A 25,965-nucleotide genomic window follows, 5' to 3' on the forward strand; every position below is an offset into this window, starting at 1 on the left:
GAACAACGGTGAAGGTGATCGTCGAAGCCGACGGTGGCTCGCGCGGCAACCCGGGACCGGCCGGTTACGGCGCGGTGGTCTGGGACGCCGACCATGCGCGAGTCCTCGCCGAGCGCTGGGAGTACCTCGGTGTGGCCACCAACAATGTGGCCGAATACCGCGGCCTCATCGCCGGTCTGGAGGCCGCCGCCGAACTCGGGGCCACCGAGGTGGCGGTCCGCATGGACTCCAAACTCGTGGTCGAGCAGATGTCGGGCCGCTGGAAGGTCAAGCACGCGGCCATGATTCCGCTGGCCGACCGCGCCCGGCAGCTGGTCGCGGGCTTCGACGGGGTGCGCTTCGACTGGATTCCGCGCGCGGCGAACTCGCACGCCGACCGCCTGGCCAATCAGGCCATGGACGACGGCGACCTGGTGGGGGAGGTGCGCACCGCGCTGGCCGACAACGTGCCGGAGGACAGCGCCCCCGATCCTTCGGCACCGGCGGGCGTCTCGTCGGCACCCGGTGACATTTCGGCGACCAGCGGCGCGCACACCGCGCCCGGGTGGACCGGGGCGGTCGGGCGGCCGACGCGGTTGCTGCTGCTGCGCCACGGGCAGACGGAACTGTCCGTGCAGCGGCGGTATTCGGGGCGCGGGAATCCGCCGCTGACGGCGCTGGGGCGGGAGCAGGCGGCGGGTGCCGCGAAAATGCTTGCGGGCAAAGGCAATATCGGGGCGATCGTCTCCTCGCCGCTGGATCGGGCGCGGGAGACCGCGGAGGCCGCCGGGCATGCGCTGGGAGTGCCGGTGCGGGTGCTGGACGGGCTCATCGAAACCGATTTCGGTGTGTGGGAGGGGATGACGTTCGGCGAGGCGCGCGAACACGATCCGGAACTGCACACCCGCTGGCTGGGCGATCCGTCGCTGCCCGCGCCGGGCGGTGAGAGTTTCGACCAGGTGCGCGAGCGCGTCGAGGCGGTGCGCCGCGACCTGGTGGCGCTGCATCCCGGTGAGAACGTGCTCGTGGTCAGCCATGTGACACCCATCAAGACCCTGCTCCAACTGGCGCTGGGGGTCGGGCCGTCACTGCTCTACCGCCTGCATCTGGACTTGGCCTCGCTTTCCATCGCCGAGTTCTACGCCGACGGCGGCTCCTCGGTCCGTCTGGTCAACGACACCTCCTACCTATAGGGCCCACCCGGCGCGGGCGTTTGCCGGGTACGACGCGGGGTACTTCGGCGGCGTCTGGAGGTGGACGAATGGCCGAGGCGGCGGTGGGCGCGGGTGCCCCGGTGGGTCCGACGAAACTGAGTCGGCGAGCGTGGCGGGGTGTGCTGCGTCGGACGGTGCGCGAATTCCAGGAGGACGGTGTGCTGGATCTCGCCGCGGCACTGACGTTCTACAGCGTGCTGTCGATCTTTCCCGGGCTGCTGGTGCTCACCTCCGGGCTGGCGCTGCTGGGACCCGAGCCCACCCAGTCGCTGATCGACACCGTGCGCCAGATCGGGCCGGGCAGCGGCACCGAACTGCTGGTGGACGCCATCGAGGAGCTGCGTGGCTCACGGCCGTTCGCCGGGCAGCTCGCCGTCATCGGTGTGCTGGTGGCGCTGTGGACCGCGTCGGCGTACATCGGGGCGTTCATGCGGGCGACCAACGCGATTCTGGAGATGCGCGAGGGGCGTCCGCTGTGGAAGCAACTGCCGGTGCGGGTCGGGCTGACGGCGCTGATGCTGGTGCTGCTGGCCGTGGTGATCACCGGTGTGGTGGTGACCGGCGCGGTGGCCGACCGGGTGGGCGGTTGGCTGGGACTGGCCGAGCAGGCGGTGGTCGTCTGGGATATCGCCAAATGGCCGGTGCTGGCGCTGCTGATGAGTCTGGTGTTCGCCCTGCTGTACTGGGCCGCGCCCAATGCCGTGCAGCCGGGTTTCCGGTGGCTCAGTCCGGGCAGTCTGCTCGCGGTGCTGCTGTGGGTGCTCGCCTCGGCCGGATTCACCGTCTACGTAGCCAATTTCGGCTCCTACAACAAGACCTACGGCTCGCTCGCGGGTGTGGTGGTGTTCCTGATGTGGCTGTGGCTGTCCAATGCCGCGGTACTGCTCGGCGCGGAGTTCAATGCCGAGCTGACCCGGGCGCGCAGTATCGCGCAGGGGCTGCCGCCGGATGTGGAGCCGTTCCTGCCGCACCGTGACGAACCCGAATCCCCTGACGACAGCGAGCTTCCCCGACCGAACTGACCGGCCCGCGTTACGGGCGCAGCACCGCGGTCAGGAATTCGGTCTGGTCGTAGACCGCCTTCTCGAACCAGTCGTCGAAGTAGATGTCGAAATGTCCGATCGGATACTGCTTGACGACCGCGTGTTTGGTGCGGGCGGCGGCCTCCAGGGTGGGGCCGGGCGGGGCGACGCTGTCGTGCTCGCAGACCGCGTAGAGCACCGGGACCTTGATGTCCTTGACGCGCTTGACCGGTTTGTCGAACAGTACCGAGAGCCCGACGCGGGCAGCGACTTTCGGGCGGTAGGCGGTGCTCTCCTCGGCGAGACGGCCGAACCCCTCGGGGACGTCGGCGGCGCTCATCAGCGCCGCGGTGCGTCGGCGTCCGGCCAGCCGCACCCCGACGGGTTTGCGGCGCAGCGGTCCGACGACCAGGTCGGTGAGCGCCAGCGTGCCGGTCTTGGTGAGGCTGATCGGTCCCTTCGCCATGGCCGAGGACCAGCCGCTGGTGAACGGGCACTGCGCCACCACACCGGCGAGGTAGTCGTCCTCCGGCGCCACCGCGAGCACATGCCCGCCGCCGAAGGAACTGCCCCACAGTGCGATCCGGGTGGCGTCGAAGCCGCGCAGGGTGCGCCCGTAGGCGATGGCGGCCCGCCAGTCCGCCCGCTGGCGGGCGATATTGATCACCTGCCGCGGCTCACCCTCCGAACCGCCGAAATGCCGATAGTCGAAGGCCAGCACACCCATTCCGGCCGCCGCGAACCGCCGGGCATAGCGGTCCAGCCCCATTTCCCGATCCGCCCCCAGCCCGTGCCCCATGATGACCAGCGGGCGCGGTTTGGGCGGTCCGTCCGGTAGATACAGCCACCCCGCACAGCGGTGACCCTCCGATTCGAACCCCACCTCGACACGCTCCATGAGCCATTACCGTACCCTGGTTGCGCGGACGAGTCGGTCGGGCGGCCGCGGCGATGGGAACGGGCACGGCTGTGCCGCCGCCCGTCGCCGAGGAAAGTCCGGACTCCACAGAGCAGGGCGGTTGCTAACGGCAACCCGGGGCGACCCGCGGGACAGTGCCACAGAAAACAAACCGCCCACACGCCATGTGTGGGTAAGGGTGAAACGGTGCGGTAAGAGCGCACCAGCGCGCCGGGTGACCGGCGCGGCTCGGTAAACCCCGCCCGGAGCAAGGTCGAAGGCCGCACTCTCGGCGAGAGTGCGGCTGCGCAGGCGTTCGAGGGCTGCTCGCCCGAGCCTGCGGGTGGACTGCTCGAGGCACCCGGCAACGGTGTGTCCAGATGGATGGCCGCCCCCCGGTGCGAACCGGGGACAGGATCCGGCTTACAGACCGACTCGTCCGCCCGCCGTGTGCATAGCCGACGGCTATCGCTATCCCCGTGTGGGATTTCCCGTTTCGGCGCTCGACGCGACAGCGGCGGCGACCCCACCGGGGGTCACCGCCGCTGTGTGCCGCTGTTCGGTCAGTTCGGTTGTACGACGAGCAACTGAGCCCAGTAGCTGGCCTGCTCCGGGCCGAGTAGGGGCAGCAGGTGGTCGAAGAGGATCATCGACATGCGGTAAGGAACTCCTCGGATCGCTCGGTCTCGGAAGAACGCGTCCACCCGCGGTACGCGGCGGATGCGACGGCAACCCTACAGCTCGGGTGGAGCGAGCCGGAGGCGGCGCGGCACGGCGTGTCGACCGGTCGTTCTGCCCGGAACTAGCCGGGAGCGTGACTGATCTCATACAGTGTTGCGCGTTGGAAGGTTCCGTTGCGGGTGATAGCAACGGGGCGAAGGGCATCAACGAACGTCGGAAAGCAGGTTTCGTCTATATGCGAATTGCTCGCAAGCTGGTCACCGGTGGGCTGCTCGCCGGTACCGCTGTCGTGCTGGCCGTGATGGGTTCCGGGTCCGCCTCGGCGGTCGCCGTGACCCCGCTGCCGGGTGGGGTGCAGGTGGATCTCACTCCCGCCGATACGCGCTGGGTGGCCGACACCCACTTCGGGCAGACCCTCGCCGGTCTGCCGCATCCATCCGCCGCGTCCTTCGGGCAGGCGCTGGATTCCGCGGCGAAGCTGTCGTCGCAGTATCCGGAGGGGCGGGTCGTGTTCACCGTCTTCGGGCCGTTCGACCAGTTGAACGGCACCATGCTGGCTCTGCAGTAGGACCAGTCTCCCCGGTGGAACTACATCAGCGGATCGTTTCGGCGCCGGTCGACTTCGGCGCCGTCCGAACCGAATTCGGGTTGGCCTCGGCGTATCCCGCCGAGGCCGTCTCGGAGGCCCGCGACGCGGTGGACGCGTTCGCGGGCGACCGGGTCGATCGCACCGACATCCCCTTCGTCACCATCGACCCGCCCGGCGCACTGGATCTGGATCAGGCGCTGCATCTCGAACGGACCCCGACGGGATTCCGACTCCACTACGCCATCGCCGATGTCGCGGCCGTCGTCGCGCCGGACGGTGCGCTCGCCCGCGAATCCCTGGTGCGCGGCCAGACCTTCTATCTGCCCGACGGCACGGTGCCGCTGCATCCGCGCGTGCTGTCGGAGGACCGCTCCAGCCTGCTGCCCGACCTCGACCGTCCCGCCGCGCTGTGGACCATCGAACTCGATGCCGACGCCGAGCCGACGAACTGGTCGGTAACGCGCGCCCTGGTCCGCTCCCGCGCCCGCCTGGACTACGCCGGGGTGCAGGCCGACGCCGACGCGGGGCGCTTGCCCGCCGCCATCGCCGCACTGCCCGACTTCGGCCGCCTGCGTATCGAGGCCGGGCTGGCGCGTGGCGCGATCTCGCTGCGCCTGCCCTCGCAGAGCGTGATCCGCGTGGACAATACCGACGACCACTGGCAGCTGGTGGTGGAGCCGCGTACCGCCGCCGACGACTGGAACGAGCAGGTATCGCTGCTCACCGGCATGTGCGCCGCCCGGATCATGCTGGACGGCAACGGCTCCCACCGCCTCGGCCTGCTGCGCACCATGCCGCCCGCGCCGTCGTCCGCCGCCGAGTCCATGCGCCGCACCGCCGCGGCCGTCGGAATCGACTGGCCCGCCGACGAACCGGTGGGCCGCATGCTCGCCCGCCTGGACCCCAACACCCCGGCCGCGCTGGTCCTCATGTCCGAGGCCACCAGCCTGCTGCGCGGCGCGTCCTACACCGTGCTGGACGGTGAGGACCCGGACACCCTGCAGCACAGCGCCATCGGTGCGGCGTACGCCCATGTGACCGCACCCCTGCGTCGCCTCTCCGACCGCTACGCCACCGAGATCTGCCTGGCGCACTGCGCGGGCACCGAGATTCCGCTCTGGGTCCGGGACGGTCTGGACGCCGCCGCGGAATCCATGCGCCGGACCGATGCCGTGGCGGGCAAGCTGGAGCGCGCCTGCATCGACCTCACCGAGTCCACGGTGCTGAAATCCCGAGTGGGTACGGAATTCGAGGCCGTCGTGCTGCGCGAGGCCAATGGCACCCGCCCGGCGGAGATCTTCGTCGCCGATCCGCCCGTACTGTCGAAATGCACCGGGGGACCGCCGGAGGGGAAGCGGGTGACGGTCCGGCTCACCGAGGCCGATCCGGCCGCGCGCACGGTCATGTTCGACTACCCGGCCTCCTGAGCCGGGGCCGGCCGTCAACTGGCGATGGCGGAGGCGGTGGCCGAGCGGATCGCGGCGGTGATGGTGTCGGGGTCCTCGAGCATGAGCAGGTGGCCGCAGTCGGGCAGCAGCAGCGACCGGGTGGGGGAGAGCGTGCGGTTGAGCGCCGATCCGGCGGTCGCGGAGAGAATGCGGTTCTTCGCACCCCAGATGGTGGTGATGGGCGGGAAGGCGAGGGTGGGGCGGAACTCGTCCAGGGCGGCCAGGCGGTCGAAGTCACGGGCGATGGCGGCGGGGGCCAGCAGGCGGCGGGGTTCGGTCCAGCGGTCGCGGAAGGCGGCGAAGGCGGTGGCGTCCATGTGGCGGCCGCGCGGGCCGAGCTGTTCGCGCACCACCCAGGTGGCCGCCAGGGTGGGCACCTTGGTCGCCGAGGCCAGTGCGTCGAGGCGGATGTGCCGGGCGGCCTTCGCGGTCCAACCGGTCGGTGTCGGACGCAGGGTGGCGGCGGTCAGCGGACTGCACAGCACCAGGGCGCGTACCCGCTGCGTCTCCTGCCGGGCATAGAACAGCGACAGCGCGCTGCCGAAACAATTGCCCACCAGCGTGACGTTCTGTAGTCCGCGATCGGCGACGAATTCCGAGATGAGGCGCACGTAATTGTCGACCGTATACCCACTGGTCGGTATATCCGATTCGCCGTAGCCGAACAGATCCAGTGCGTACACGCTGTTGGTGGCTGTGAGGGCCCGCATCTGATGTGACCAGATTCGCCGGTCACCACCGATGTTGTGCAGGAACAAGATCGGATCACCCGATCCGGCACGGTCGTAGGCGACGGAAACGCCGTGGAAGTCGAATACCGGCATCGGGCGCTCTCCTCATTGAGTGCGGTGCTGTCCTGCTCGTCCGGCCAGGGTCGTCGACAGCGAAATACCCCGGCACGGAATATGCAATCCATGCTAGCTGGTACCGCTGGTAACACAAGGCTCGGGGAGTAGCGCCCGATCGCCGGTCAGCGCGTCGTCGTGGGAATCACCTCCCCGGAACGCAGCCACCGTTGCAATTCCGCCATTCCGGTATCCCGGTCCGTGATCGGTCGATAGCCGAAATCGCGGGCGGCCGCCCCGGTGTCGTAGGTGCCGGTGCGGGTGAGCACCGCGACCGTGTACCGCGACAGCGGCGGGGTCCAGTGTTCGGCGAGATACGGTATGCGCCTGAGGGTTTCGATCACCTCTACGGCCAGCTCCACCACCCGCCGATGCGGCCTGCGCCCCGGCGGGTGATAGCCCAGGTCGGCGGCGACCTGTCGCAGGAACCGCCATACATTGGTCTGCTCGGCATCGGCGATGAAATACGCTCTGCCGCCGACCGCGTCGGAGCCAGCGGCCTTGACGCAGGCTTCGACGATATTGTCGACATGGCACAGCGAGGCGTACACCTCGCGCCCGAACGACAGATCCGGCAGCGTCCCCGCCGCCGCGCGGCTCAGCAGCCGCACGATCGGACCGGACCGGTCACCCGCACCCCAGATGGCGCGCGGTCGCAGCGCGCAGGTGGTGAAATCCGGTGTGTTCGCGGCGAGTACGAGCCGTTCGGCCGCCGCCTTGGTCTCGCAGTAGAGGTTCAGAAAGCGGCGCGGATACGGCACCGACTCGTCGATGTCGACCTGATCCCCGCCGTCGCGATCCATCATCGCGCTCGGGCTGGAGATGAACACGAACCGGCGCGCCCCCCGGTTCCGCGCCGCCGTCAGCAGCCGCTCGGTCGCCCTGACGTTCTCGTTCCAGAACTGTTCCCGGGTCCCGCGCTCGTCCACCCGTGCGGCACTGTGGAATACGATGTCGACGCCCTCCACCGCCCGCTCCAGCGAGGCCGGATCGCCGAGGTCGCCGTTGACCACCTCCACCCGGTCCAGCACGGCGGCGATATCACGCAGATTGCTGGTGGGACGCACCAGAATCGAGACCTGGAAGTCGCCGTCGCGTACCAGACGGCGCACCAGCGCCCCGCCCAGGAATCCGGAAGCCCCGGTCACCAATGCCCGCACAGCGTCTCCCCTCCATCTCCGGTCCGGCCGTCGCGGTGCGTCGACCGACTCGCCCGCTCATCGGCGGCGATACTCGCCACCGCGGTGACCACACCCGCCAGCCGGGACAGCGACCCCAGGGTCAGGAACGATCGCAGCACGATCTCTCTCACCGTCTCCTCCTGGTCTAGACGTCGAGTTGTTTCGCGGCCCAGACCGCCAGCTTCTCCCGCCCGATCTTGGCGTTGTGGCGGATGTCGACCGGGAACCCGGGATGGAACAGGAAGGCCGTCACCGGTGCGGTGATCTCGAATTCGGCCTGGCGCTTGCGCAGATTGACCTCGACGGCCTTGCGGTCGGCGTCGGCCTCGAGTTCCACGCACAGCACCGGTCGCTGCGCACCGCGCTCGCCCACGCCCACCAGCGCCGTGCGCGCCACCCCGGAGACGACATTGAACACCTGCTCCACCCGCACCGTGAACAGCGGCCCGTCGGCGGTTTCCACGCGCTGACTCTTGCGCCCGCAGAACCGGATTCGGCCCTGATCGTCGATGCGCGCCAGATCGCCGGTGCGATGCCACACCACCTCGCCGTCGCGGATCTTGCCGACGGTATTGGCCGAATCCGGCCAGAGATAGCGGGTGCTCACATTCGGTCCGGAGACCACCAGTTCGCCGATCCAATCCGTGGCGGCCAGCTCCTCGGCCCGTTCGTCGACGTCGTGCCAGGTGGGCAGCGGGTCATCGGTGATCGCGATGATGCGCGCCCGCACGTGCAGGGCGGGCTTGCCCACGCACACGCCCTCGCCCCGATGCGCCGCCTCCACGAGATCGCCCAGCAATTCCCGGGATTCGATGGTGGCCATGGGCAGTGCCTCGGTGGCCCCGTAACCGGAGTACACCTTCGCGTCCTCGGGCAGTACCGCGCGCAGCCCGGCGATGCACCAGTCCGGCACCGGCGCGCCGCCGGAGTAGATGCTCTCCAGCGTCGGCAGCTGCGACCCGTGCTGCTCGATATGCCGCAGCAGCGGAATCAACACCGCCGGGGAGGCGAACATGGTCTTCACCCCGAACCGGTGCACCGCGTCCACCACATGTTCGGGATCGGTGGCCCCGACCTTGGAGGGGATCAACGGCGGCAGCACACAGCGGGATCCGATGAGCAGCTCCAGAATGCCGGCCACCGGCGCGGTGATGAGCGAGGTGCCCGGCTCCATGTGCTCGCGCGCCGCGTCCACCTGCTCGATCATGGCGCTGAGATTGCCGTGGGTGAGCACGACCGCCTTGGCCGGTCCGGTGCTGCCGGTGGTGTAGGCGATGAGCAGCGGTTCGTCGTCCGGCGCGGGCTCGCGCTGGGGCAGTGGAGCGGGCGGGGTGCGGCCCCAGCTGTCCAGGGTGGGTCCGCGCCAGAAGCCGCGGCCGACGGTCACCGCCAGCCGCACCTTGCGGAAGTAGGCACGGAAGACGATGCGCACCGCCTGCGCCTCCGGCACCCCGACGAACGCCTCCGCATCGGCGGCCTGCAGGCAGCGCATCATCTTGAACAGACCCATGCCGGGATCGATGATCACCGGCACCGCACCGATTTTGAACAGCCCGTTGAGCACCGCGTAGAGCTCGGGCCCCGGCCGCACCAGCACGATGGTCCGCATCCCCCGGCCCACGCCCGCCGCGAGGAAGTTCGCCGCGACGGCATCGGACCAGCTGTCGAGCTCGGCGTAGGTGAGCTGCCGGTAGTCGGGCAGACCCGCGGCATTGCGGCCGTCGGCGTATATCACCGCCTCCCGATCCGGATGGGCGGCGACGATGTCACGGAATCGGTCGAGCGCGCGCCAGTAGGTCGCGGCGGTCATGGCATCACCTCGTGGAATTCGCGCGCTCGATATTCGCGCCGACGGCGGCGGTATCGCACGCGCGGAAATGGTGGATACGGAAGGAGAACAACTGCTGTCGAATTCGACGATGAATGTGACGGGCAGTACGGCGAGGTTACCTCGAGCAATGCGAGTCCGCTACCGCGCGAAGTATGCCAATACATTGCCGCACAACGTGTTTGGTGTGTCCAGCAGTACCGCAACAGGTTCTCTCGCACCCCCTAGCCCAACCCCTATGCGAGTTTTCCCGGCAGGTCGCGAATACTGCTGTCTACCTTGAGTTTCTATCGATCTTAAACTGAAACGGCGCTGTAACGTCTGTGATTGGCGGGACTGTTGTGGCGCAGAGTTACCAGTGGGTACTGGTACCGTTCGAATCGGCATCGGGGCTACTGGATAACGACGGCATTGCTTCGGATGATCGATCCGAATACGAATCGCCGCACCAGAATTCGACCGAACTCGCACAATCTTTCCAGAGAGTAGGGGGCTATGCGTACCCGTTTCGAATCGATCGGTGCGTACACACCCGGCACCGTCCGTTCCACCGAGGACGTGATCGCCAGCCTGTCGATCCCCAGGGCCTTGGACCTGGAGCGGATCACCGGAATCAAGAATCGTCGCGTGCACAACAGCGATCCGGACGATTACGAATCCTCGTTCGAACTGGCGCTGCGGGCGATCGACGACTGCCTGACGCACTCCGACTACGCCGCCGAGGATCTCGACGTCATCATCAACGTCTCGATCACGCGCTTTCGCGGACCCGAATACTTCTGCTACGCACCGTCTTTCGCACTTATGCTGCGCAATGCCCTGGGTGCGAAGCAGGCGCGGTACTTCGACCTCTCCAATGCCTGCGCGGGCATGATCACCGGGGTGCTGCTGCTGGACCGCATGATCAAGGCGGGGGTGGTGCGCAATGGCCTGGTGGTCAGCGGCGAACAGATCACGCCCATCGCCGATACCGCCGCCCGAGAGATCAGCCAGCCCTACGATCCCCAGTTCGCCGCGCTCACCGTCGGCGACGCCGCGGTGGCGGTGGTGGTCGACGGACGCGGTGACGACCACGACGAGATCCACTACATCGAGCTCATGACCACCTCCGCGGGAGCCGAGCACTGCCTGGGCATGCCGAGCGAGAAGACCACCGGTATCGCCATGTACACCGACAACCGGGCGCTGGCCAGCGAATCGCGCTTCCAGCAGGGCATCAGCCGCATGGACGACTTCCTGACCGAAACCGGGCGCACCTGGGAGAGCGAGAAGTACGACTACTGGGTGCACCACCAGTTCAGCGGCCCGGCCATCGAATACATCAGCCAGCTCACCGAACGGCACTTCGACACCCCGATGCCGCAGCCGCTCAACGTCTACGACGAATTCGGCAATACCGCCTCCACCTCCCACTTCCTGGTGCTGCACGAACACCTGGCGCGGCAGCGCATTCCGAAGGGATCCAAGGTGCTGCTGATTCCGGAGGCGTCCGGGGTGGTCTCCGGGCACCTGGCCGCGACCATCACCCGATTGGAGGCGTGACGTATGTCCACAGCGATTGTTTCCGCGGCGGTGTGCACCGATCAGGACACCGGCAGCTTCTTCGAACTGGCCAGCCGCGCCGGGCGGACCTGCCTGGAACAGGCCGGGGTGTCGCCGAACCGGATCGGCCTGGTGATCAACGCGGGCGTCTTCCGCGACAGCAATATCTCCGAACCGGCGGTGGCGGCGCTCATCCAGAAGCGCCTGGACATCGGACTGGAGTACGTCAGCGGGAATGTGCCCGCCTTCTCCTTCGACCTCATGAACGGGGCCACCGGTGTGCTGCACGCGTACATGGCCGCGCAGTGCTTCCTGGCGCCCGGCGAGGTGGAATACGCCATGGTGGTCGCCGGCGACACCCATCCCTCCATGATTCGGGACCGCGACGACTTCCCCTACGCCGCCAGCGGTGCGGCCGTCCTGCTCCGATCCGATACGGAGGCGGGCGGATTCGGTCGCCCGCACACCAGCGAGGTCGACGGCTCGGCACCGCCCACCGCCTGGGTGGATCTGGAGTCGGCGGGCACCGACGGCCGCAACGCGCTGACCGTGCGGGCCGGGACGGGCGATCCGCTGGAGTTGGCCGACCGGGTGGTGCGCGCCTGCCTGGCCGACGAGGGCATCGACGCGGCGGATTTCGCCACCGGCAAGGCGGTGCTGCTCGCGCCCGCGCCGGTGGCCGGATTCCGGGAACGGCTGGCCTACCGGTTGGGCATTCCGGTGGCGGCCGTGGCGGGCGTGGATCCGGCACTGGGCGATCCGTTCAGCGCGGCGCCGGTGCACGCGTATGCGCAGGCTGCCGCGTCGGGGCTGCTCGAGGGAGTGCGCACGGTGCTGTTCCTGGGCGCGGACGACAGCGCGGCGGCGTGTCTGCCGTATCGACCGCTGCCGCTGTCACGCTCCGGTTCCGTCGCCGAGCTGCAGTCCAATCAGGTTGCGGGTTAACCTGATTCATCCGATCGCTCGCCGACGGACGCGTCGGCGAGCGCCGGAACACACCGTCGTGCCCGGCTGAGACCGGCCGCCGTCAGGCGTCCACCCGCTGCAACGATGCCGCTCCAGCACATCAGCTCGTCGTGCCCTCCCCTCAGTCGGGACTGAAGGAGATCGATGAAGGGATGTCGGCTATGCAGCGGTCGATCGGTCGGGACCGGAAACCACTGTCCATCGTCGGCGGCACGCGCGGTCCGGCGCGGCACCGCCGCCCGGACGACGAGCCGGACGGTATGGCGGAACTGCTGCGGCTGAACGGGACGGGGCTGTCCGTCGCGCGGGCGGTGGCGGTACTGGGCCCCGCCGCCACCGTTGCCCGGGTGTCCGCGCTGCTGGGTACCGACACCTCCGAAACCCACCGCGTCATCACGGAATTGGAGATGACGGCGGCGTTCGAGGGGCAACGCTGTATCGACCCCGCGGTGGGTGCGCGCCTACTGCGGGACCTGTCCGTGGGGGAGCGGCGCGATCTGCACGGCCGGGCAGCCGAAGTGCTGCACGGTAGCGGATTCCGACCGGCCGTGGTCGCGCCGCACCTCTACGCCGCGGGGGAGACCGGCACCGCCTGGGCGGCACGGGTGCTGGTCGCCGCGGCGGCCGAGGCGGTGGCCGAGGATCAGCTCGACTGGGCGGCGAAATATCTCGAGCTGGGCTACCGGGCCAGTGATCGGGCCCGGGAGCGCGCGGCCATCGCCACCCGGCTCGTCGCGGTGGAATGGCGGATCAACCCCTCCGGGCGCACCCGCAACTTCGGGCGACTACGGGCGGCGCTGGCCGCCGGGCTGGTGCCCTACCCGGAGGTGCCCGCCGCGGTGTCGTTCATGCTGTGGCACGGATGCGGCCAGCACGTGGACCGCGCGCTGGCCCGGCTCGAACGTGGCGTCGGCGGTGCGCTCACCGTCGGACCGGGCATCGAATTCCTGTGTGCCTGGGTCCGATACACCCATCCCACCCATGTGGAACGCCACCCCGACCTGTTCTCCGGACGCCCCCGCGACACCGCCGCGCCGGGCGAGCGGGACTCCCCGCACCGGCAGGCCGCGGACCTGCTCGCCGCCCTGGCCACACCGCGCCCGCCCGCCGACCTCGCCGCCGCCGCCCAGCGCATCCTGGCCGGGCACCGGCTCACCATCACCACGGTGGAGGCCCTGGTGGCGGCCGTCGACTGCCTTATGCACACCGATCGGCTGGATCTCGCCGACGCTTGGTGCACCTCACTGCTGGCGGAGGCGGCGGCCCGGCACGCGCCCACCTGGCGGTCCGTCTTCGCGGCCGTACGCGCCGAAACCCTGCTGCGCAAGGGCAGACTCCGCGAGGCCGCCGAGCACGCGGTGCTCGCGTTGAACCTGGTCCCCGCCGAAAATCTGGGCGTGTGGGCGGGGCGGCCCATCGGCGTGCTGGTGCGGGCGCTCACCGCGCAGGGCAAGCACTCCGAGGCCGCGGCCCAGCTGCGCCGCCCGGTGCCCCGGGCCATGTTCGAATCCCGCTTCGCCCTCACCTATCTCAGCGCCCACGGTGAACACTGCCTGGCCACCGGGCGGCCCGAGGAGGCGCTGCGGCACTTCCGGCAGTGCGGAAATCTCATGCGGCAGTGGGGAATGGACTACGCGTGGCTGACCCCGTGGCGCAATGACGTGGCCGCCGCGCACCTGGCCGTCGGCCGCCAACGCGAGGCCCGCGCCTTCGCGAGCATGCACCTGGACCTGGTCGGCGGCCCCGACGGCCACCGCAGCGCCGGGGTTTCGCTGCGTATTCTCGCCGCCACCGCCGATCCGCATCGGCGGGTGAGTCTGCTGCGCCGGGCGGTCGCGGTGGCGCGCGCCGGCGACGGCGACCTCGAATTGGCCATGGCACTGGGCGATCTGGGCCGCGCCTACCGTTCCATGGGCGATACCGACCGGGCCCGGCCGCTGCTGCGCGACGCCATCCGGCTGGCCGAACAGTGCGATGCCGAACTGCTGTTGCGCCGACTGCGCGGTGACCGGCAACCACCGGCCACCGAGCCCATCCCGCGGGTTCGCCTGGCCCCCAGCGCCTTCGAAACCCTCAGCCCGGCCGAGCGCCGAGTGGCGGAACTGGCCGCCCTGGGCAAGCGCAACCGTGATATCGCGGCGGCGCTGACCATCACCACCAGCACGGTGGAGCAGCACCTGACGCGGGTGTACCGCAAGCTGTCCGTCGCCCGCCGCAGCGAACTGCGGTTCGTGCTCGCGGCGCACGTGGATTCGACGCGATCGGCGGTGGGGTGAGGGTCAGGTGCAGGGCGGAGCATGACCGCACGGCCCACCGGTCTGGTGCCGAGATGACAGCAGGCGGGCAGGCGCTACGCGGAGGTGCGGACCGCGGTGACCGATGGCGGCACCGGGCGGACAGCCCGTGCCGCGCGTGCGGACCCGTGATGAGTGGCGGCAGAGCGCGGACGAGGCTGTGCGCCGGGGTGCGGCCGGGCGGCATCGGGCGACGGGGACGGAGGTGATGGCTGCTCCGGCGTGGTCGCGCGATACGTCGGGGTGATGTGTGGCGGGCGCTGCCGAGGAATATCGATTCGGCGGATGCGAGGACATCCGCCCGGAGCGGAGAGGACACGCTATGGGGGCGAGCACTGTTGGCGGCGGGGCGGCGGAAGTCGCGGTCGAATCAGCGGAACCGCCGCGGCCCGAGCACGATCCGTTCTATCGGCCGCCGCGGGGGCTGTCCCGGCGCGCGCCGGGCGCCGTGCTGCGGTCGCGGGCGGTGGAACTGGCGCTGCTCGGGGTGCTGCCGCAGCGGATCGCGGCGTGGCAGCTGCTCTACCGCAGCACCGATCTGCACGGTCGGCCGGAAGCGGCCGTGACCACCGTGCTGCTGCCCTGGGGCGCGGATCCGGCGCGGTCGCGGCCGGTGGTGTCCTATCAGTGCGCCATCGACGCGGTGGCGTCGAACTGCCTGCCCTCGTACGCGTTTCGGCGCGGGTCGCGGGCTTTGGGTGCGCTGCCGCAGTTGGAGTTGTTGCTCGTCGCGCACGCGCTCACCCGGGGCTGGGCCATCTCGGTGCCCGACCACATCGGCACCGCGGGGCATTTCGGCACGCCGCGCGAGCCCGGCTACCGCGCCCTGGACGGACTGCGCGCCACGCTGGCCTTCCTCGGCCACCCGGTGGATACGCCGGTGGCGCTGTCCGGCTACTCCGGCGGCGGACTGGCCACGGTGTGGGCGGCGGAGATGGCCGCCGCCTACGCGCCGGAGCTGAATATCCTGGCCGCCGCGGCCGGGTCGCCGGTCGGTGATCTGGAGTCGACCTTCTTCCGGCTCAATGACGCACGGTTCGGCTTCGGCGGGCTGGCGACGCTGTGTCTGGCCGGGCTGCGCCGCGCCTATCCACCGCTGCACGCCAGCCTGGCCGAACGGCTCGACCCGGCGTCACTGGAACTGCTGGATCGTGCCGAGCGCAGCACCACCATCCCGCTGGTGCTGCGCGCCAGCCGCGCTCGCCTCCAGGATCTGGAGGGCGGCGCGCTCGCGGCCCTGCGCACCCTGCCGCAGGTGCGTGCGGTGCTCACCGACATCCAGCCGGGCGACAATCCGCCCGACTTCCCGGTGCTCACCGTGCAGGGCGTACACGACCTGGTCATCCCGGTCGGCAATGTGGACCGGCTGGTGGACCGCTATCGCGCGGCGGGCACCCCGGTGCGCTACATCCGCGACCTGCTCGGCGACCACGTCGGCCTCGGACTGCTGGCCGCGCCGCTGGTGGAGAACTGGCTGGCGGCCCGCTTCGCCGGAAAACCCCTCGATCGCACGACCACCGACACCGTGTTCTCCGTCGCCGCGTCACGCCAGGCCGCGACCGGCTACCTGCGCCTGGGCGCACTGCTGCTGCGGGCCCTGACAGTCCGCCCGATCGGTGGACCCGCGGAGCCGGAATCGCCACGGCGTCGCGATGGCACGGTGCGCGGTTCGCTGCGCGACGCATCGGCCGACCGCTGACCCGCGCCGCGGACACCGTCGCGCCCGGTCGGTGCACGAACTCTGGCCGGCCGGTCACCGGAGCCGCTGTTCGTTCGTGTTTACACGGGGCGGGGGCCAGCGCAGGCGTCGCCGTGTTGGAACGGTCACGCGGCCTTGTCGCCAGTCGGGCCGGACCGGCATGCACCCAGGGGGTCGAGTCTCAGCCGTCGAAGCTCTTGCGCAGGAACTCCGTGGTGGCCGGGTACTGTTCCAGCGACCTGCGGGCAGCGGCGGCCTCGTCCTCGCAGAGGGTCTGCCAGGCGGGGTTGGTGCTGTCGTGCAGGCGGTCGCGGATGGCGGCCTCGGCCTCGACGGCGTCGCGGTGGTCGCCGAGCACGGTTTGCAGGCGTTTGGCATTGCCGGACAGCGATTTCGCGGGGCCGTTCAGCAGCGGGACGGCGGCGTCGGCGGAATAGCGCAGGCGCTTGGCGGCCTTGCGGATATCGTGCAGGTGCTCCACGCGTTCGGCCTCGGACAGGGTGGGCTCGAGCCGGACGAGGCGGCGCACGCGATGGAAGTCGTCGCGCAGCACCGACCGGCAGAAGCGTTCCGCCGGGCGCTGCGCGTACGCCTCCCGTAGGGGCGGGTCGTCCAGCAGGGTCCGGAGCGCCGCGGTGAGGGTGCGATAGCGTTCACTGTCGAGCGCGGTCAAGATCTCCGCGTGCGCGGCGGCGTAGCGCTCCCGTTCGGCGGTCACCAGCAGCTTGCGCAAACCCCGTGCGGGAGCGTCCTTTCCGCCGATGCGGAACTTCTTCTTGGCCAGCTCCGGGTGTTGTTCGAGCAGGGCGGCGAAGCGTTCCGCGCGCACCTCGGCATCCCGCGCCACCCCCAATAAGCCTGCCAGCCAGCGCAATTCATCGCGCAGCTCGTCGACGGGGCGGCGGCGGAAGACGCGCCGGTAGGACCGCAGCACACTGCGCAGCCGCCGCGTGGCCACCCGCATCTGGTGCACCGAGTCCGGAAGGTCTTGGCGCACATCGGGTTCGGCCGACAGCAGTCGATCGACGTCGTCGGAGACCGCGGCGACTACGGCGGGACCTGCGGCGGTGTGCGTCATGACCGGAACTTGTCTGTGGCCTCCACCAGATGGTGGGTGATACCGGGCTCGTTGGCGGCGTGCCCGGCGTCGGGCACGATGTGCAGCTCCGAATTATGCCACGCACGGTGCAGGTCCCACGCGCTGACGGTGGGGCAGACGATGTCGTGGCGGCCCTGCACGATCACGCCCGGAACATGGGCGATGCGGTCGATATCGCGCAGCAGCTGCCCGTCCTCGAGGAACCCGCCGTGGGTGAAGTAGTGGTTCTCGATTCTGGCGAAGGCCAGTGCGAACCGCTCCTCGGCCGTCTCGGCCACCCGATCCGGTTGCGGCAGCAGCGAACTCGTCGCCCCCTCCCAGGTGGACCAGGCGATCGCCGCCGCGGTGGCGACCTCGGGATCGGGGGAGTGCAGCAACCGGTGGTAGACGGCCACCAGATCCGAGTCCCGTTCCGCCACCGGCACCGGCGCGAGGAACTTCTCCCACTCGTCCGGGTAGACGTATCCGGCCGCACCGTTGTAGTACCAGTCGATCTCCTTGCGCCGCAGCAGGAAGATGCCGCGCAGCACGAGTTCGCTCACCCGCTCGGGATGCCGCTGCGCGTACGCCAGCGCCAGGGTGGAACCCCAGGAACCGCCGAACACCTGCCAGCGCTCGATACCGAGGAATTCCCGCAGTGCCTCGATATCGGCGACCAGATGCCAGGTGGTGTTGGTCTCCAACCCCGCCCCGTCGGCGATGTGCGGGGCGGAGCGACCGCAGCCGCGCTGGTCGAACAGCACGATCCGGTACGCCCTCGGGTCGAAGAAGCGACGGTGCAGCGGGGCGGTGCCGCCCCCGGGGCCGCCGTGCAGGAAGACCACCGGCTTGCCGTCCGGGTTGCCGCTCTCCTCCCAGTAGATCCGTTGCCCGTCACCGACATCCAGCATGCCTTCGCGGTGCGGTTCCAGCGGCGGGTACAGGTCGCGCATTACAGCAGTCCCGCCGCCAGGCTGGGCAGTTCGAGCGCGCTCACCGCCTGCGCGTGCACGTCCGGGCACTGCGCGGTCATGATCCGGTCCACCGAGTCCTTGTCGCCGAGCACCTGCCCGTTGATGGCGCCGTTGCGCAGCGCCCACTCGTGCACGGAGCCGTTGAGTGAGATCTTGCCCAGCGTGGGGCCCTGCACCCGCCAGTCCGACAGCTGCGGTTCGATGATGTCGCACAGCTGCTGGCCGACGGCGTCGGAGACCGTGAGCTGGTCACCCTGGGCGGTGCCCGCGCTGGTCTTCGGTGCCGAGCTGGAGGTCGTCGACGGGGAGGCGGAGCCCTCCGGCTGTCCGGAGCCGGGCGTGGTGTTCCCGCATCCGGCGGTCAGCGCGACGGCCGCTCCGCCGGCGAGTAGCAGTGCTGCCCCGCGGATATGAAGCGTGCTCGTCCAACGGCCCTGCGACATGTGTTCCCTTTGGTCGATCCAACTCGTTCGCTCCGAGTCTGCCACCGATTTCCCGCCGCGGGCCAGCACAGTTCGGCCACGCCCAGCGATGAGAGCCGATGGCTATGAATCGACGGGGATGGGCGAGCGGGGGCGGGCCGCCGTCCCGCTCGCCCGGCCCGATCAGAAGCTGTGTTCCGGACCCGGGAACGCGCCGCGTCGCACCTCGTCGGCGAAAGTAGCTGCGGCGGTGCGCAGTTCGTCACCGACGCGGCCGAAGCGCTTGACGAACTTCGCGGTCTTGCCGCTGGTGTAGCCCGCCATGTCCTGCCAGACCAGCACCTGTGCGTCGCAGTCCACCCCGGCCCCGATGCCGACGGTCGGAATGGTCAGCTTGCGGGTGACCTGCCCGGCCAACTCGGCGGGCACCATCTCCATGACCACGGAGAAAGCGCCGGCCTCCTGCACCGCGATGGCGTCGGCGATGAGCTGCTCGGCGCCGTCGCCGCGCCCCTGCACCCGGAAACCGCCCAGGGTGTTGACGCTCTGCGGGGTGAAGCCGATATGCGCCATCACCGGGATGCCGGCGGCGGTCAGCTTGGCGATGTGGTCGGCGACCCGTTCGCCGCCCTCCAGTTTGACCGCGTGCGCGCCGCCCTCCTTCATGAAGCGGGTGGCGGTCGCCAGGGCCTGCTCCGGGGCGGATTCATAGCTGCCGAACGGCAGATCCGCCACCACCAGCGCGTGCGGCGCACCGCGCACCACGCCGCGCACCAGCGGGATCAGCTCGTCGATGGTGATGGGCACGGTGGTGTCGTAGCCGTACACCACATTGGCGGCCGAATCGCCGACCAGCAGGACCGGGATACCGGCCTCCTCGAAGATGCGCGCCGAGGAGTAGTCGTAGGCGGTGAGCATGGACCAGCGCTCACCATTGGCCTTCATCTGCTGCAGGTGATGCACTCGCGTCTTCCGCGTGGCGGGAGTAGCCGGTGCCGGTGCAGCGCCGTAGGCAGGGGTTTCCGCATCGGATACGGACATCATCGTCCCTTTCGTCGTCCTCGAGGCCCGATCGGGTCCCCGGGTTTCACTGACGCCCTTCAGTGTCCCACGCGGCGTGGTCGTGCCCGTGGTGCAATTCCTCACAGTGACCGGCCCGGGAGCGGACTCCCGGCGAAGGGAAGGCAACCGGAACCGCCATGGCACGATCGTGGGCATGGGGTTCAAGCGATCAGGTCGCGCCGTGCTCGCGGTCGCGGCGGTGGCGATGGTGGCGTCCGGGTGTAGCAGTGAGGTGGTGACCGGGAATCCGGTGGCAACCGCGCCCGCGGGGCTGGAGCAGTTCTACGGTCAGAGCGTGCGATGGGGCAGCTGCGCGAAGTTCAGCGCGGACGAACTGCCGCGTGGCCTCGAATGCGCCCACGTCAGCGTCCCGGTCGACTACGAGAACCCGGGCGGCGAGACCGCCGAGATCGCCATCTCCCGCCTGCGGGCCACCGGCGACAAGATCGGATCGCTGCTGTTCAACCCGGGCGGGCCGGGCGTCTCCGGGCTCACCATGAACACCGTCGGCGACGGCACCGCGCTCGCGGAGCGCTTCGACCGCATCGGCTTCGATCCCCGCGGCGTCGGCGCGTCCACCCCGGCCATCACCTGCCTGACCCCGGCCGAGATGGACGCCGAGCGCGCCGAGCCGCCCTTCGACAACGATCCGGCCGGTATCGCCGCCGCCGAGGCGGACAACAAGGACTACGCGAGCAAATGCGTCGAGCGCACCGGCGCGGAGTTCCTCGCCCACGTCGGCACCCGCGAGGTGGTCCAGGACATGGACGTGATCCGCGCGGTGCTCGGCGACGACAAGCTCAGCTACGTGGGCTACTCCTACGGCACCCGGCTCGGTTACACCTACGCCGAGCAGTTCCCCGACCGGGTGCGCGCACTCGTGCTCGACGGTGCGCTGGACCCCTCGCAGGACCCGGTCAAGGAATCGGTCCTGCAGGCCGAGAGCTTCCAGCAGGCATTCGACGCCTACGCGGCAGACTGTGCCACCGAGGCCGCCTGCCCGCTCGGCACCGATCCCACGGAATCGGTCAAGCGGTTCCGGGAGCTGGTCGACCCGCTGTGGGACACCCCGGCCGTAACCGACGACCCGCGCGGGCTGCACTACGGCGACGCCATCACCGGTGTGCAGCAGACGCTGTACTCCAACCGGTTCTGGCCCGCGCTCACCAAGGGCCTCAACGAACTGCGGGAGGGCCGCGGCGACACCCTGCTGGCCCTGGCCGACCTCTACGACGGTCGCCGCGACGACGGCACCTACGACAACACCGCGGACGCGTTCAACGCCATTCGCTGCGTGGACGATCCACGGGTGGAGGACCGGGCCGTCGCGGCCAAGCAGGATGCCGAATACCGCCGGGTGGCCCCGTTCCTCGACGACGGCCGCGGCACCGGGGCCGCGCCGCTGGAACTGTGCGCGATCTGGCCGGTGCCCAACACCTCCACCCCGCACGAGGTCTCGATCCCGAATCTGCCCGCGACGGTGGTGGTCTCGACCACCGAGGACCCGGCCACCCCGTACCAGGCGGGCGTGGACCTGGCCCGGCAGCTCGACGCCGCGTTGATCACCTACAACGGCACCCGCCACACCGTGTCGCTGTCGGGCGTGTCGGACTGTGTCGATACGCCCGTCATCGACTACCTGATCGACCTGACGCCGCCTACGCCGGGACTGACCTGCTGATGTCCCGCACGGCCGGGCCGGCTCGCCGGCGAAGGTTTCACAACGCAGCTGCCATGTAACACGGATTTAACTCCGACTGCCTACGCTCGCGAGCATGGATCGCCAGAAGGAATTCGTGCTGCGGACGCTCGAAGAGCGGGACATCCGCTTCGTACGGCTCTGGTTCACCGATGTCCTGGGCTATCTCAAGTCGGTGGCGATCGCTCCCGCCGAACTCGAGGGCGCCTTCGAAGAGGGCATCGGCTTCGACGGTTCGGCCATCGAAGGGTTTGCCCGCGTCTCCGAGGCGGACATGGTGGCCAAGCCGGACCCGTCCACCTTCCAGGTGCTGCCGTGGTCCACCTCCAAGGGGCATCAGCACTCCGCGCGCATGTTCTGCGATATCGCCATGCCCGACGGCTCGCCGTCCTGGGCCGATCCGCGCCATGTGCTGCGCCGCCAGCTGAACAAGGCCGGGGATATGGGCTTCAGCTGCTACGTGCACCCGGAGATCGAATTCTTCCTGATCAAGCCCGGCCCCTACGACGGCTCCTCGCCGGTGCCGGTCGACAACGGCGGCTTCTTCGACCAGGCCGTGCACGACGAGGCCCCGAACTTCCGCCGCCACGCCATCGACGCGCTGGAGTCCATGGGCATCTCCGTGGAGTTCTCCCACCACGAGGGCGCGCCCGGCCAGCAGGAGATCGACCTGCGCTACGCGGACGCGCTGTCCATGGCCGACAATGTGATGACCTTCCGCTACCTGATCAAGGAAGTGGCGATCGACGAGAACGTGCGCGCCACGTTCATGCCCAAGCCGTTCGCCGCGCACCCGGGTTCGGCCATGCACACCCACATGTCGCTGTTCGAGGGTGAGCAGAACGCCTTCGCCGATCCTGACGACCCGATCAACCTGTCGGAGACCGCACGCGCCTTCATCGCGGGCATTCTCGAGCACGCCCACGAGATCAGCGCCGTCACCAACCAGTGGGTCAACTCCTACAAGCGCCTCATCCACGGCGGCGAGGCCCCGACCGCGGCGTCGTGGGGCCGTTCCAACCGCTCCGCGCTGGTCCGCGTGCCGATGTACACGCCGAACAAGTCGTCCTCGCGCCGCGTCGAGATCCGCAGCCCCGACAGTGCCTGCAACCCGTACCTGACCTTCGCGGTGCTGCTGGCCGCCGGTCTGCGCGGTATCGAGAAGGGCTACACGCTGCCGCCGGAGGCCGAGGACGACGTGTGGTCGCTGACGTCGGCCGAGCGGCGCGCCATGGGCTTCCGTGAACTGCCGGGCAGCCTGGACGAGGCGCTGAAGAACATGGAGAAGTCCGAACTGGTCGCCGAGGCGCTGGGCGAGCATGTCTTCGACTTCTTCCTGCGCAACAAGCGTCGCGAGTGGGCCGACTACCGGTCCCAGGTGACGCCGTTCGAATTGCAGGAGTACCTGGGGCTGTAGCAGCCCGGCGTCCGACAACCGAGCGGGGAACGTTACGGCGATCGCCCCGCCTGACAGGTAATTTGGGAGCATGGTCCGGCCACCGACTGCCCGTTCCGCGGTCCCCGGTGTCGGACGGCTCGGCTTGCTCGAGCCGTCGGCAGCCAACAACCTCCGGGAGTTGGCATGGGACAATGTCGACAGTGTTCCGCTGCTGTGGGCGCTGTCGCGTTCCCCCGATGCGGACCTGGCGTTGCTCACGCTCATGCGCCTGCGGGAGGCGCTCGGAAATGACTGGGCCGCACTGGATTCCGAGCTGCGCACCGATACCTCACTGCGCGGTCGGCTGTTCGCGCTGATCGGGTCGTCGAGCGCCTTCGCCGATCATCTGGTGGCCGATCCCGGCGGGTGGCAGCTGCTGCGCCGCCGCGATCTGCCCGGGCGTGCGGAGATCCTCGCCGAACTGCTCGACGCCGTCGCCGCGGAGCCCGAGGACGGTCCGCAGGCGGGTCCGATGCTGTACCGCGCCAAGATCTCCGGACCGGAGGCGGTCGCCCTGCTGCGCAAGCGGTATCGCGATCAGCTCATGCTGCTGGCGGCCGTGGATCTGGCCGCCACCGTCGAGAACGAACCGGTACTGCCGTACCAGCAGGTGGGCTGGCATCTCACCGACCTCGCCGACGCCGCCCTCACCGCCGCGCTCGCGGTGGCGGTGGCCCGGGTGTGCCCCGATCGGCCGGTGCCGGTGCGGCTGGCCGTCATCGCCATGGGCAAATGCGGTGCGCGCGAACTGAACTACGTCTCCGACGTGGACGTGGTGTTCGTGGCCGAACCCGCCGACACCACCGCCACCCGGCTGGCCGCGGAGACGATGAGCGTCGGCGGCGCGGCCTTCTTCGAGGTCGACGCCGCGCTGCGCCCCGAGGGCAAGGCCGGTGCGCTGGTGCGCACCCTGGAATCGCATATCGCCTACTACAAGCGCTGGGCGCGCACCTGGGAATTCCAGGCCCTGCTCAAGATGCGGCCCGCCACCGGCGATCTCGAACTCGGCGAGCAGTACCGCGACGCGCTCATGCCCATGGTGTGGACGGCCTCGGAGCGCACCGACTTCGTCGCCGACGTGCAGGCCATGCGCCGCCGCGTCGAAGATCTGGTGCCCGCCGATATGCGCGAGCGTGAACTCAAACTCGGGCACGGTTCGCTGCGCGACGTCGAATTCGCGGTGCAGCTGCTGCAACTGGTGCACGGCAAGGCCGATGAATCCCTGCACGTGCAGGGCACCGTGGAAGCGCTCACCGCGCTGGCGGCGGGCGGCTACGTCGGCCGCGACGACGCCGCGAATCTGACCGCCTCCTACGAATTCCTGCGACTGCTCGAACACCGCCTGCAATTGCAGCGGCTCAAGCGCACCCACACCCTGCCCGCCGCCGACGACGAGGAGGGCATGCGCTGGCTGGCGCGGGCCGCGCACATGCGCCCCGACGGCCGCCAGGACGCCGTGGGCGTACTGCGCAGCGAGATCAAACGCAACACCGTGCGGGTGCGGCGGCTGCACGCCAAACTCTTCTACCGGCCACTGCTGGAATCGGTGGCGCGGCTCGACGCCGCCGCGCTGCGACTCAGCCCCGCGGCGGCCGTGCGGCAGCTCGCCGCGCTCGGCTACGCGGCCCCGGAGAACGCGCTCGGCCACCTCAAGGCCCTCACCGGCGAGATCGGCCGCAAGGGCCGCATCCAGGCGCTGCTGCTGCCCACCCTGCTCGAATGGCTCGGGGACACACCGAATCCCGACGCCGGTCTGCTGGCCTACCGCCGCGTCTCGGAGGGGCTGGACAGCGAGATCTGGTTCCTGCGCGAACTGCGCGACGAGGGCGCCATCGCGCAGCGGCTCATGATCGTGCTCGGCTCCTCGGCCTACCTGCCCGATCTGCTCATCAACGCGCCGGAAACCATCCGCATGTACGCCGACGGCCCGAACGGGCCGCTGCTGCTGGCCACCCAGCCCGCCGAGGTGGCGCGCGGCATCCTCGCGGGCGCGGCGCGCTACGACGAACCCAAACGGGCGGTGGCCACGGCCCGGTCGCTGCGCCGTCGCGAGCTGGCCCGCGTCGCCTCGGCGGATGTGCTGGGCATGCTGGAGGTGCCGCAGGTCTGCGAGGCACTGTCCTCGGTGTGGATCGCCACCCTGGAGGCGGCGTTGCAGGCGGTCATCCGCGCCAGCGAGGTGGAACGCGGCAAACCCGCGCCCGCCGCCATGGCCGTCATCGGCATGGGTCGCCTGGGTGGCCTGGAGCTGGGCTACGGCTCCGACGCCGATGTGCTGTTCGTGTGCGACCCACGTCCCGGCGAGGACGAGACCGTCGCCGTGAAATGGTCCATCGGCATCGCCGAACAGGTGCAGCGCCGGCTCGGTGCGCCCAGCACCGATCCGCCGCTCCAGGTGGACGCTGGGCTGCGCCCCGAGGGCCGCAATGGCGCGCTGGTGCGCAGCCTGGCCGCCTATGCCGCCTACTACCGGCAGTGGGCGCAGTCCTGGGAGGTGCAGGCGCTGCTGCGGGCCCGCTTCGTGGCGGGCGATCCGACGCTGGGCGAACGGTTCCTGCGCACGGTCGACCCGATCCGCTATCCGAACGGCGGCATGTCCCCGGACGGGGTGCGCGAGATCCGTCGCATCAAGGCCCGGGTGGATTCCGAGCGGCTGCCGCGCGGCGCGAACCCGGCCACCCACACCAAACTCGGCCGCGGCGGACTCGCCGACGTCGAATGGACCGTGCAACTGCTGCAACTCCAGCACGCGCACGAGGTGCCCGATCTGCACAACACCTCGACGCTGCAATCGCTGGAGGCCATCGAGGCCGCCGAACTCATCGACCCCGCCGACGCGGCGCTGCTGCGCGACGCCTGGCTCACCGCCACCCGGGCCCGCAACGCCCTGGTGCTGGTGCGCGGCAAACCCGCCGATCAGCTGCCCGGTCCCGGACGGCTGCTGTCGGCCATCGCGATCGTCGCCGGATGGCCCAATGACGACGGCAGTGAGTTCCTGGACCACTACATGCGGGTGACGCGCCGGGCGAAGACGGTGGTCGAGCGGGTCTTCGGCGGCTGATTCCGCGCGGGCTCCGCAAGAACGGTCAAGCGCGGGCGGCCACCG

General features: G+C 69.9%; 20 protein-coding genes and 1 other RNA gene. 12 read left to right on the top strand and 9 right to left on the bottom strand.

Features of this window, described 5'->3' with window-relative positions; all coding sequences use genetic code 11:
- The first annotated feature begins 8 nt into the window (after positions 1–8).
- Positions 9–1,172 (top strand): bifunctional RNase H/acid phosphatase, encoded by a 1,164-nt coding sequence (locus FOH10_RS06965; protein WP_143980097.1) that lies wholly within the window; start codon positions 9–11, stop codon positions 1,170–1,172.
- Between the two features lie 68 nt (positions 1,173–1,240).
- A complete protein-coding gene (locus FOH10_RS06970) occupies positions 1,241–2,215 on the top strand; it encodes a YihY/virulence factor BrkB family protein (protein WP_143980098.1) in 975 nt (324 codons plus the stop codon).
- Positions 2,216–2,225: 10 nt separating this feature from the next.
- Here the strand turns inward: FOH10_RS06970 and FOH10_RS06975 are convergent, their stop codons facing one another.
- Positions 2,226–3,113: an alpha/beta hydrolase gene (locus tag FOH10_RS06975; protein WP_029932593.1), complete on the bottom strand. Its 888-nt coding sequence runs from the start codon at positions 3,111–3,113 to the stop codon at positions 2,226–2,228.
- A 29-nt stretch (positions 3,114–3,142) separates the two neighbouring features.
- Here FOH10_RS06975 and rnpB point away from each other — a divergent pair.
- The 3 genes from rnpB (at position 3,143) to FOH10_RS06990 (ending at position 5,810) form a co-directional block, all read left to right on the top strand.
- An RNA gene (gene rnpB, locus FOH10_RS06980) (RNase P RNA component class A) lies at positions 3,143–3,555 on the top strand.
- Between the two features lie 474 nt (positions 3,556–4,029).
- The gene (locus FOH10_RS06985; protein WP_143980099.1) at positions 4,030–4,362 is read left to right on the top strand and encodes a hypothetical protein; all 333 of its coding nucleotides are present in this window, start codon (positions 4,030–4,032) and stop codon (positions 4,360–4,362) included.
- 14 nt (positions 4,363–4,376) lie between these two features.
- Positions 4,377–5,810: an RNB domain-containing ribonuclease gene (locus tag FOH10_RS06990; RefSeq protein WP_143980100.1), complete on the top strand. Its 1,434-nt coding sequence runs from the start codon at positions 4,377–4,379 to the stop codon at positions 5,808–5,810.
- Between the two features lie 14 nt (positions 5,811–5,824).
- Here FOH10_RS06990 and FOH10_RS06995 read toward each other — a convergent pair whose 3' ends face one another.
- From FOH10_RS06995 to FOH10_RS07005, 4 genes are all read right to left on the bottom strand, one after another.
- Positions 5,825–6,655 (bottom strand): alpha/beta fold hydrolase, encoded by an 831-nt coding sequence (locus FOH10_RS06995; protein ID WP_143980101.1) that lies wholly within the window; start codon positions 6,653–6,655, stop codon positions 5,825–5,827.
- Positions 6,656–6,801: 146 nt separating this feature from the next.
- Positions 6,802–7,836 carry an NAD-dependent epimerase/dehydratase family protein gene (locus FOH10_RS07000; RefSeq protein ID WP_143980102.1) on the bottom strand — a complete coding sequence of 345 codons (1,035 nt, stop codon included), beginning with the start codon at positions 7,834–7,836 and terminating at the stop codon, positions 6,802–6,804.
- Positions 7,821–7,988: a hypothetical protein gene (locus FOH10_RS34720; protein WP_186000746.1), complete on the bottom strand. Its 168-nt coding sequence runs from the start codon at positions 7,986–7,988 to the stop codon at positions 7,821–7,823. Before FOH10_RS34720 ends, FOH10_RS07000 begins: the two co-directional genes overlap by 16 nt.
- Before the next feature lie 14 nt (positions 7,989–8,002).
- Positions 8,003–9,667, bottom strand: coding sequence for a fatty acid CoA ligase family protein (locus tag FOH10_RS07005; protein WP_143980103.1), 1,665 nt, complete (start codon positions 9,665–9,667; stop codon positions 8,003–8,005).
- 513 nt (positions 9,668–10,180) lie between these two features.
- On the opposite strand from FOH10_RS07005, the gene FOH10_RS07010 reads away from it, so the two are divergent.
- The 4 genes from FOH10_RS07010 (at position 10,181) to FOH10_RS07025 (ending at position 16,186) form a co-directional block, all read left to right on the top strand.
- Positions 10,181–11,227, top strand: coding sequence for a 3-oxoacyl-ACP synthase III family protein (locus FOH10_RS07010; RefSeq protein ID WP_143980104.1), 1,047 nt, complete (start codon positions 10,181–10,183; stop codon positions 11,225–11,227).
- A gap of 3 nt (positions 11,228–11,230) precedes the next feature.
- Positions 11,231–12,172, top strand: coding sequence for a beta-ketoacyl-[acyl-carrier-protein] synthase family protein (locus FOH10_RS07015; RefSeq protein WP_143980105.1), 942 nt, complete (start codon positions 11,231–11,233; stop codon positions 12,170–12,172).
- Positions 12,173–12,354: 182 nt separating this feature from the next.
- Positions 12,355–14,469 carry a helix-turn-helix transcriptional regulator gene (locus tag FOH10_RS07020; protein WP_143980106.1) on the top strand — a complete coding sequence of 705 codons (2,115 nt, stop codon included), beginning with the start codon at positions 12,355–12,357 and terminating at the stop codon, positions 14,467–14,469.
- A gap of 340 nt (positions 14,470–14,809) precedes the next feature.
- Positions 14,810–16,186 carry a lipase family protein gene (locus FOH10_RS07025; RefSeq protein ID WP_143980107.1) on the top strand — a complete coding sequence of 459 codons (1,377 nt, stop codon included), beginning with the start codon at positions 14,810–14,812 and terminating at the stop codon, positions 16,184–16,186.
- Between the two features lie 181 nt (positions 16,187–16,367).
- Here the strand turns inward: FOH10_RS07025 and FOH10_RS07030 are convergent, their stop codons facing one another.
- The 4 genes from FOH10_RS07030 to panB form a co-directional block, all read right to left on the bottom strand.
- The gene (locus tag FOH10_RS07030; protein ID WP_143980108.1) at positions 16,368–17,264 is read right to left on the bottom strand and encodes a CHAD domain-containing protein; all 897 of its coding nucleotides are present in this window, start codon (positions 17,262–17,264) and stop codon (positions 16,368–16,370) included.
- A complete protein-coding gene (gene pip / locus FOH10_RS07035; protein ID WP_143980109.1) occupies positions 17,261–18,217 on the bottom strand; it encodes a prolyl aminopeptidase in 957 nt (318 codons plus the stop codon). Before pip ends, FOH10_RS07030 begins: the two co-directional genes overlap by 4 nt.
- The gene (locus FOH10_RS35480) at positions 18,217–18,681 is read right to left on the bottom strand and encodes a hypothetical protein (RefSeq protein WP_029932581.1); all 465 of its coding nucleotides are present in this window, start codon (positions 18,679–18,681) and stop codon (positions 18,217–18,219) included. Before FOH10_RS35480 ends, pip begins: the two co-directional genes overlap by 1 nt.
- Positions 18,682–18,843: 162 nt before the next feature.
- A complete protein-coding gene (panB, locus tag FOH10_RS07045; protein WP_143983905.1) occupies positions 18,844–19,701 on the bottom strand; it encodes a 3-methyl-2-oxobutanoate hydroxymethyltransferase in 858 nt (285 codons plus the stop codon).
- A gap of 175 nt (positions 19,702–19,876) precedes the next feature.
- Here panB and FOH10_RS07050 point away from each other — a divergent pair, with 175 nt between their 5' ends.
- From FOH10_RS07050 to FOH10_RS07060, 3 genes are all read left to right on the top strand, one after another.
- The gene (locus FOH10_RS07050; protein WP_143980110.1) at positions 19,877–21,403 is read left to right on the top strand and encodes an alpha/beta hydrolase; all 1,527 of its coding nucleotides are present in this window, start codon (positions 19,877–19,879) and stop codon (positions 21,401–21,403) included.
- A 94-nt stretch (positions 21,404–21,497) separates the two neighbouring features.
- Positions 21,498–22,838: a glutamine synthetase family protein gene (locus tag FOH10_RS07055; protein ID WP_029932578.1), complete on the top strand. Its 1,341-nt coding sequence runs from the start codon at positions 21,498–21,500 to the stop codon at positions 22,836–22,838.
- 70 nt (positions 22,839–22,908) lie between these two features.
- Positions 22,909–25,920, top strand: a complete 3,012-nt coding sequence (locus FOH10_RS07060; protein ID WP_143980111.1) for a bifunctional [glutamine synthetase] adenylyltransferase/[glutamine synthetase]-adenylyl-L-tyrosine phosphorylase — start codon at positions 22,909–22,911, stop codon at positions 25,918–25,920.
- The last annotated feature ends 45 nt before the right edge of the window (positions 25,921–25,965 follow it).

This window comes from Nocardia otitidiscaviarum (assembly GCF_007362295.1).
Taxonomy (GTDB): Bacteria; Actinomycetota; Actinomycetes; order Mycobacteriales; family Mycobacteriaceae; genus Nocardia; species Nocardia otitidiscaviarum.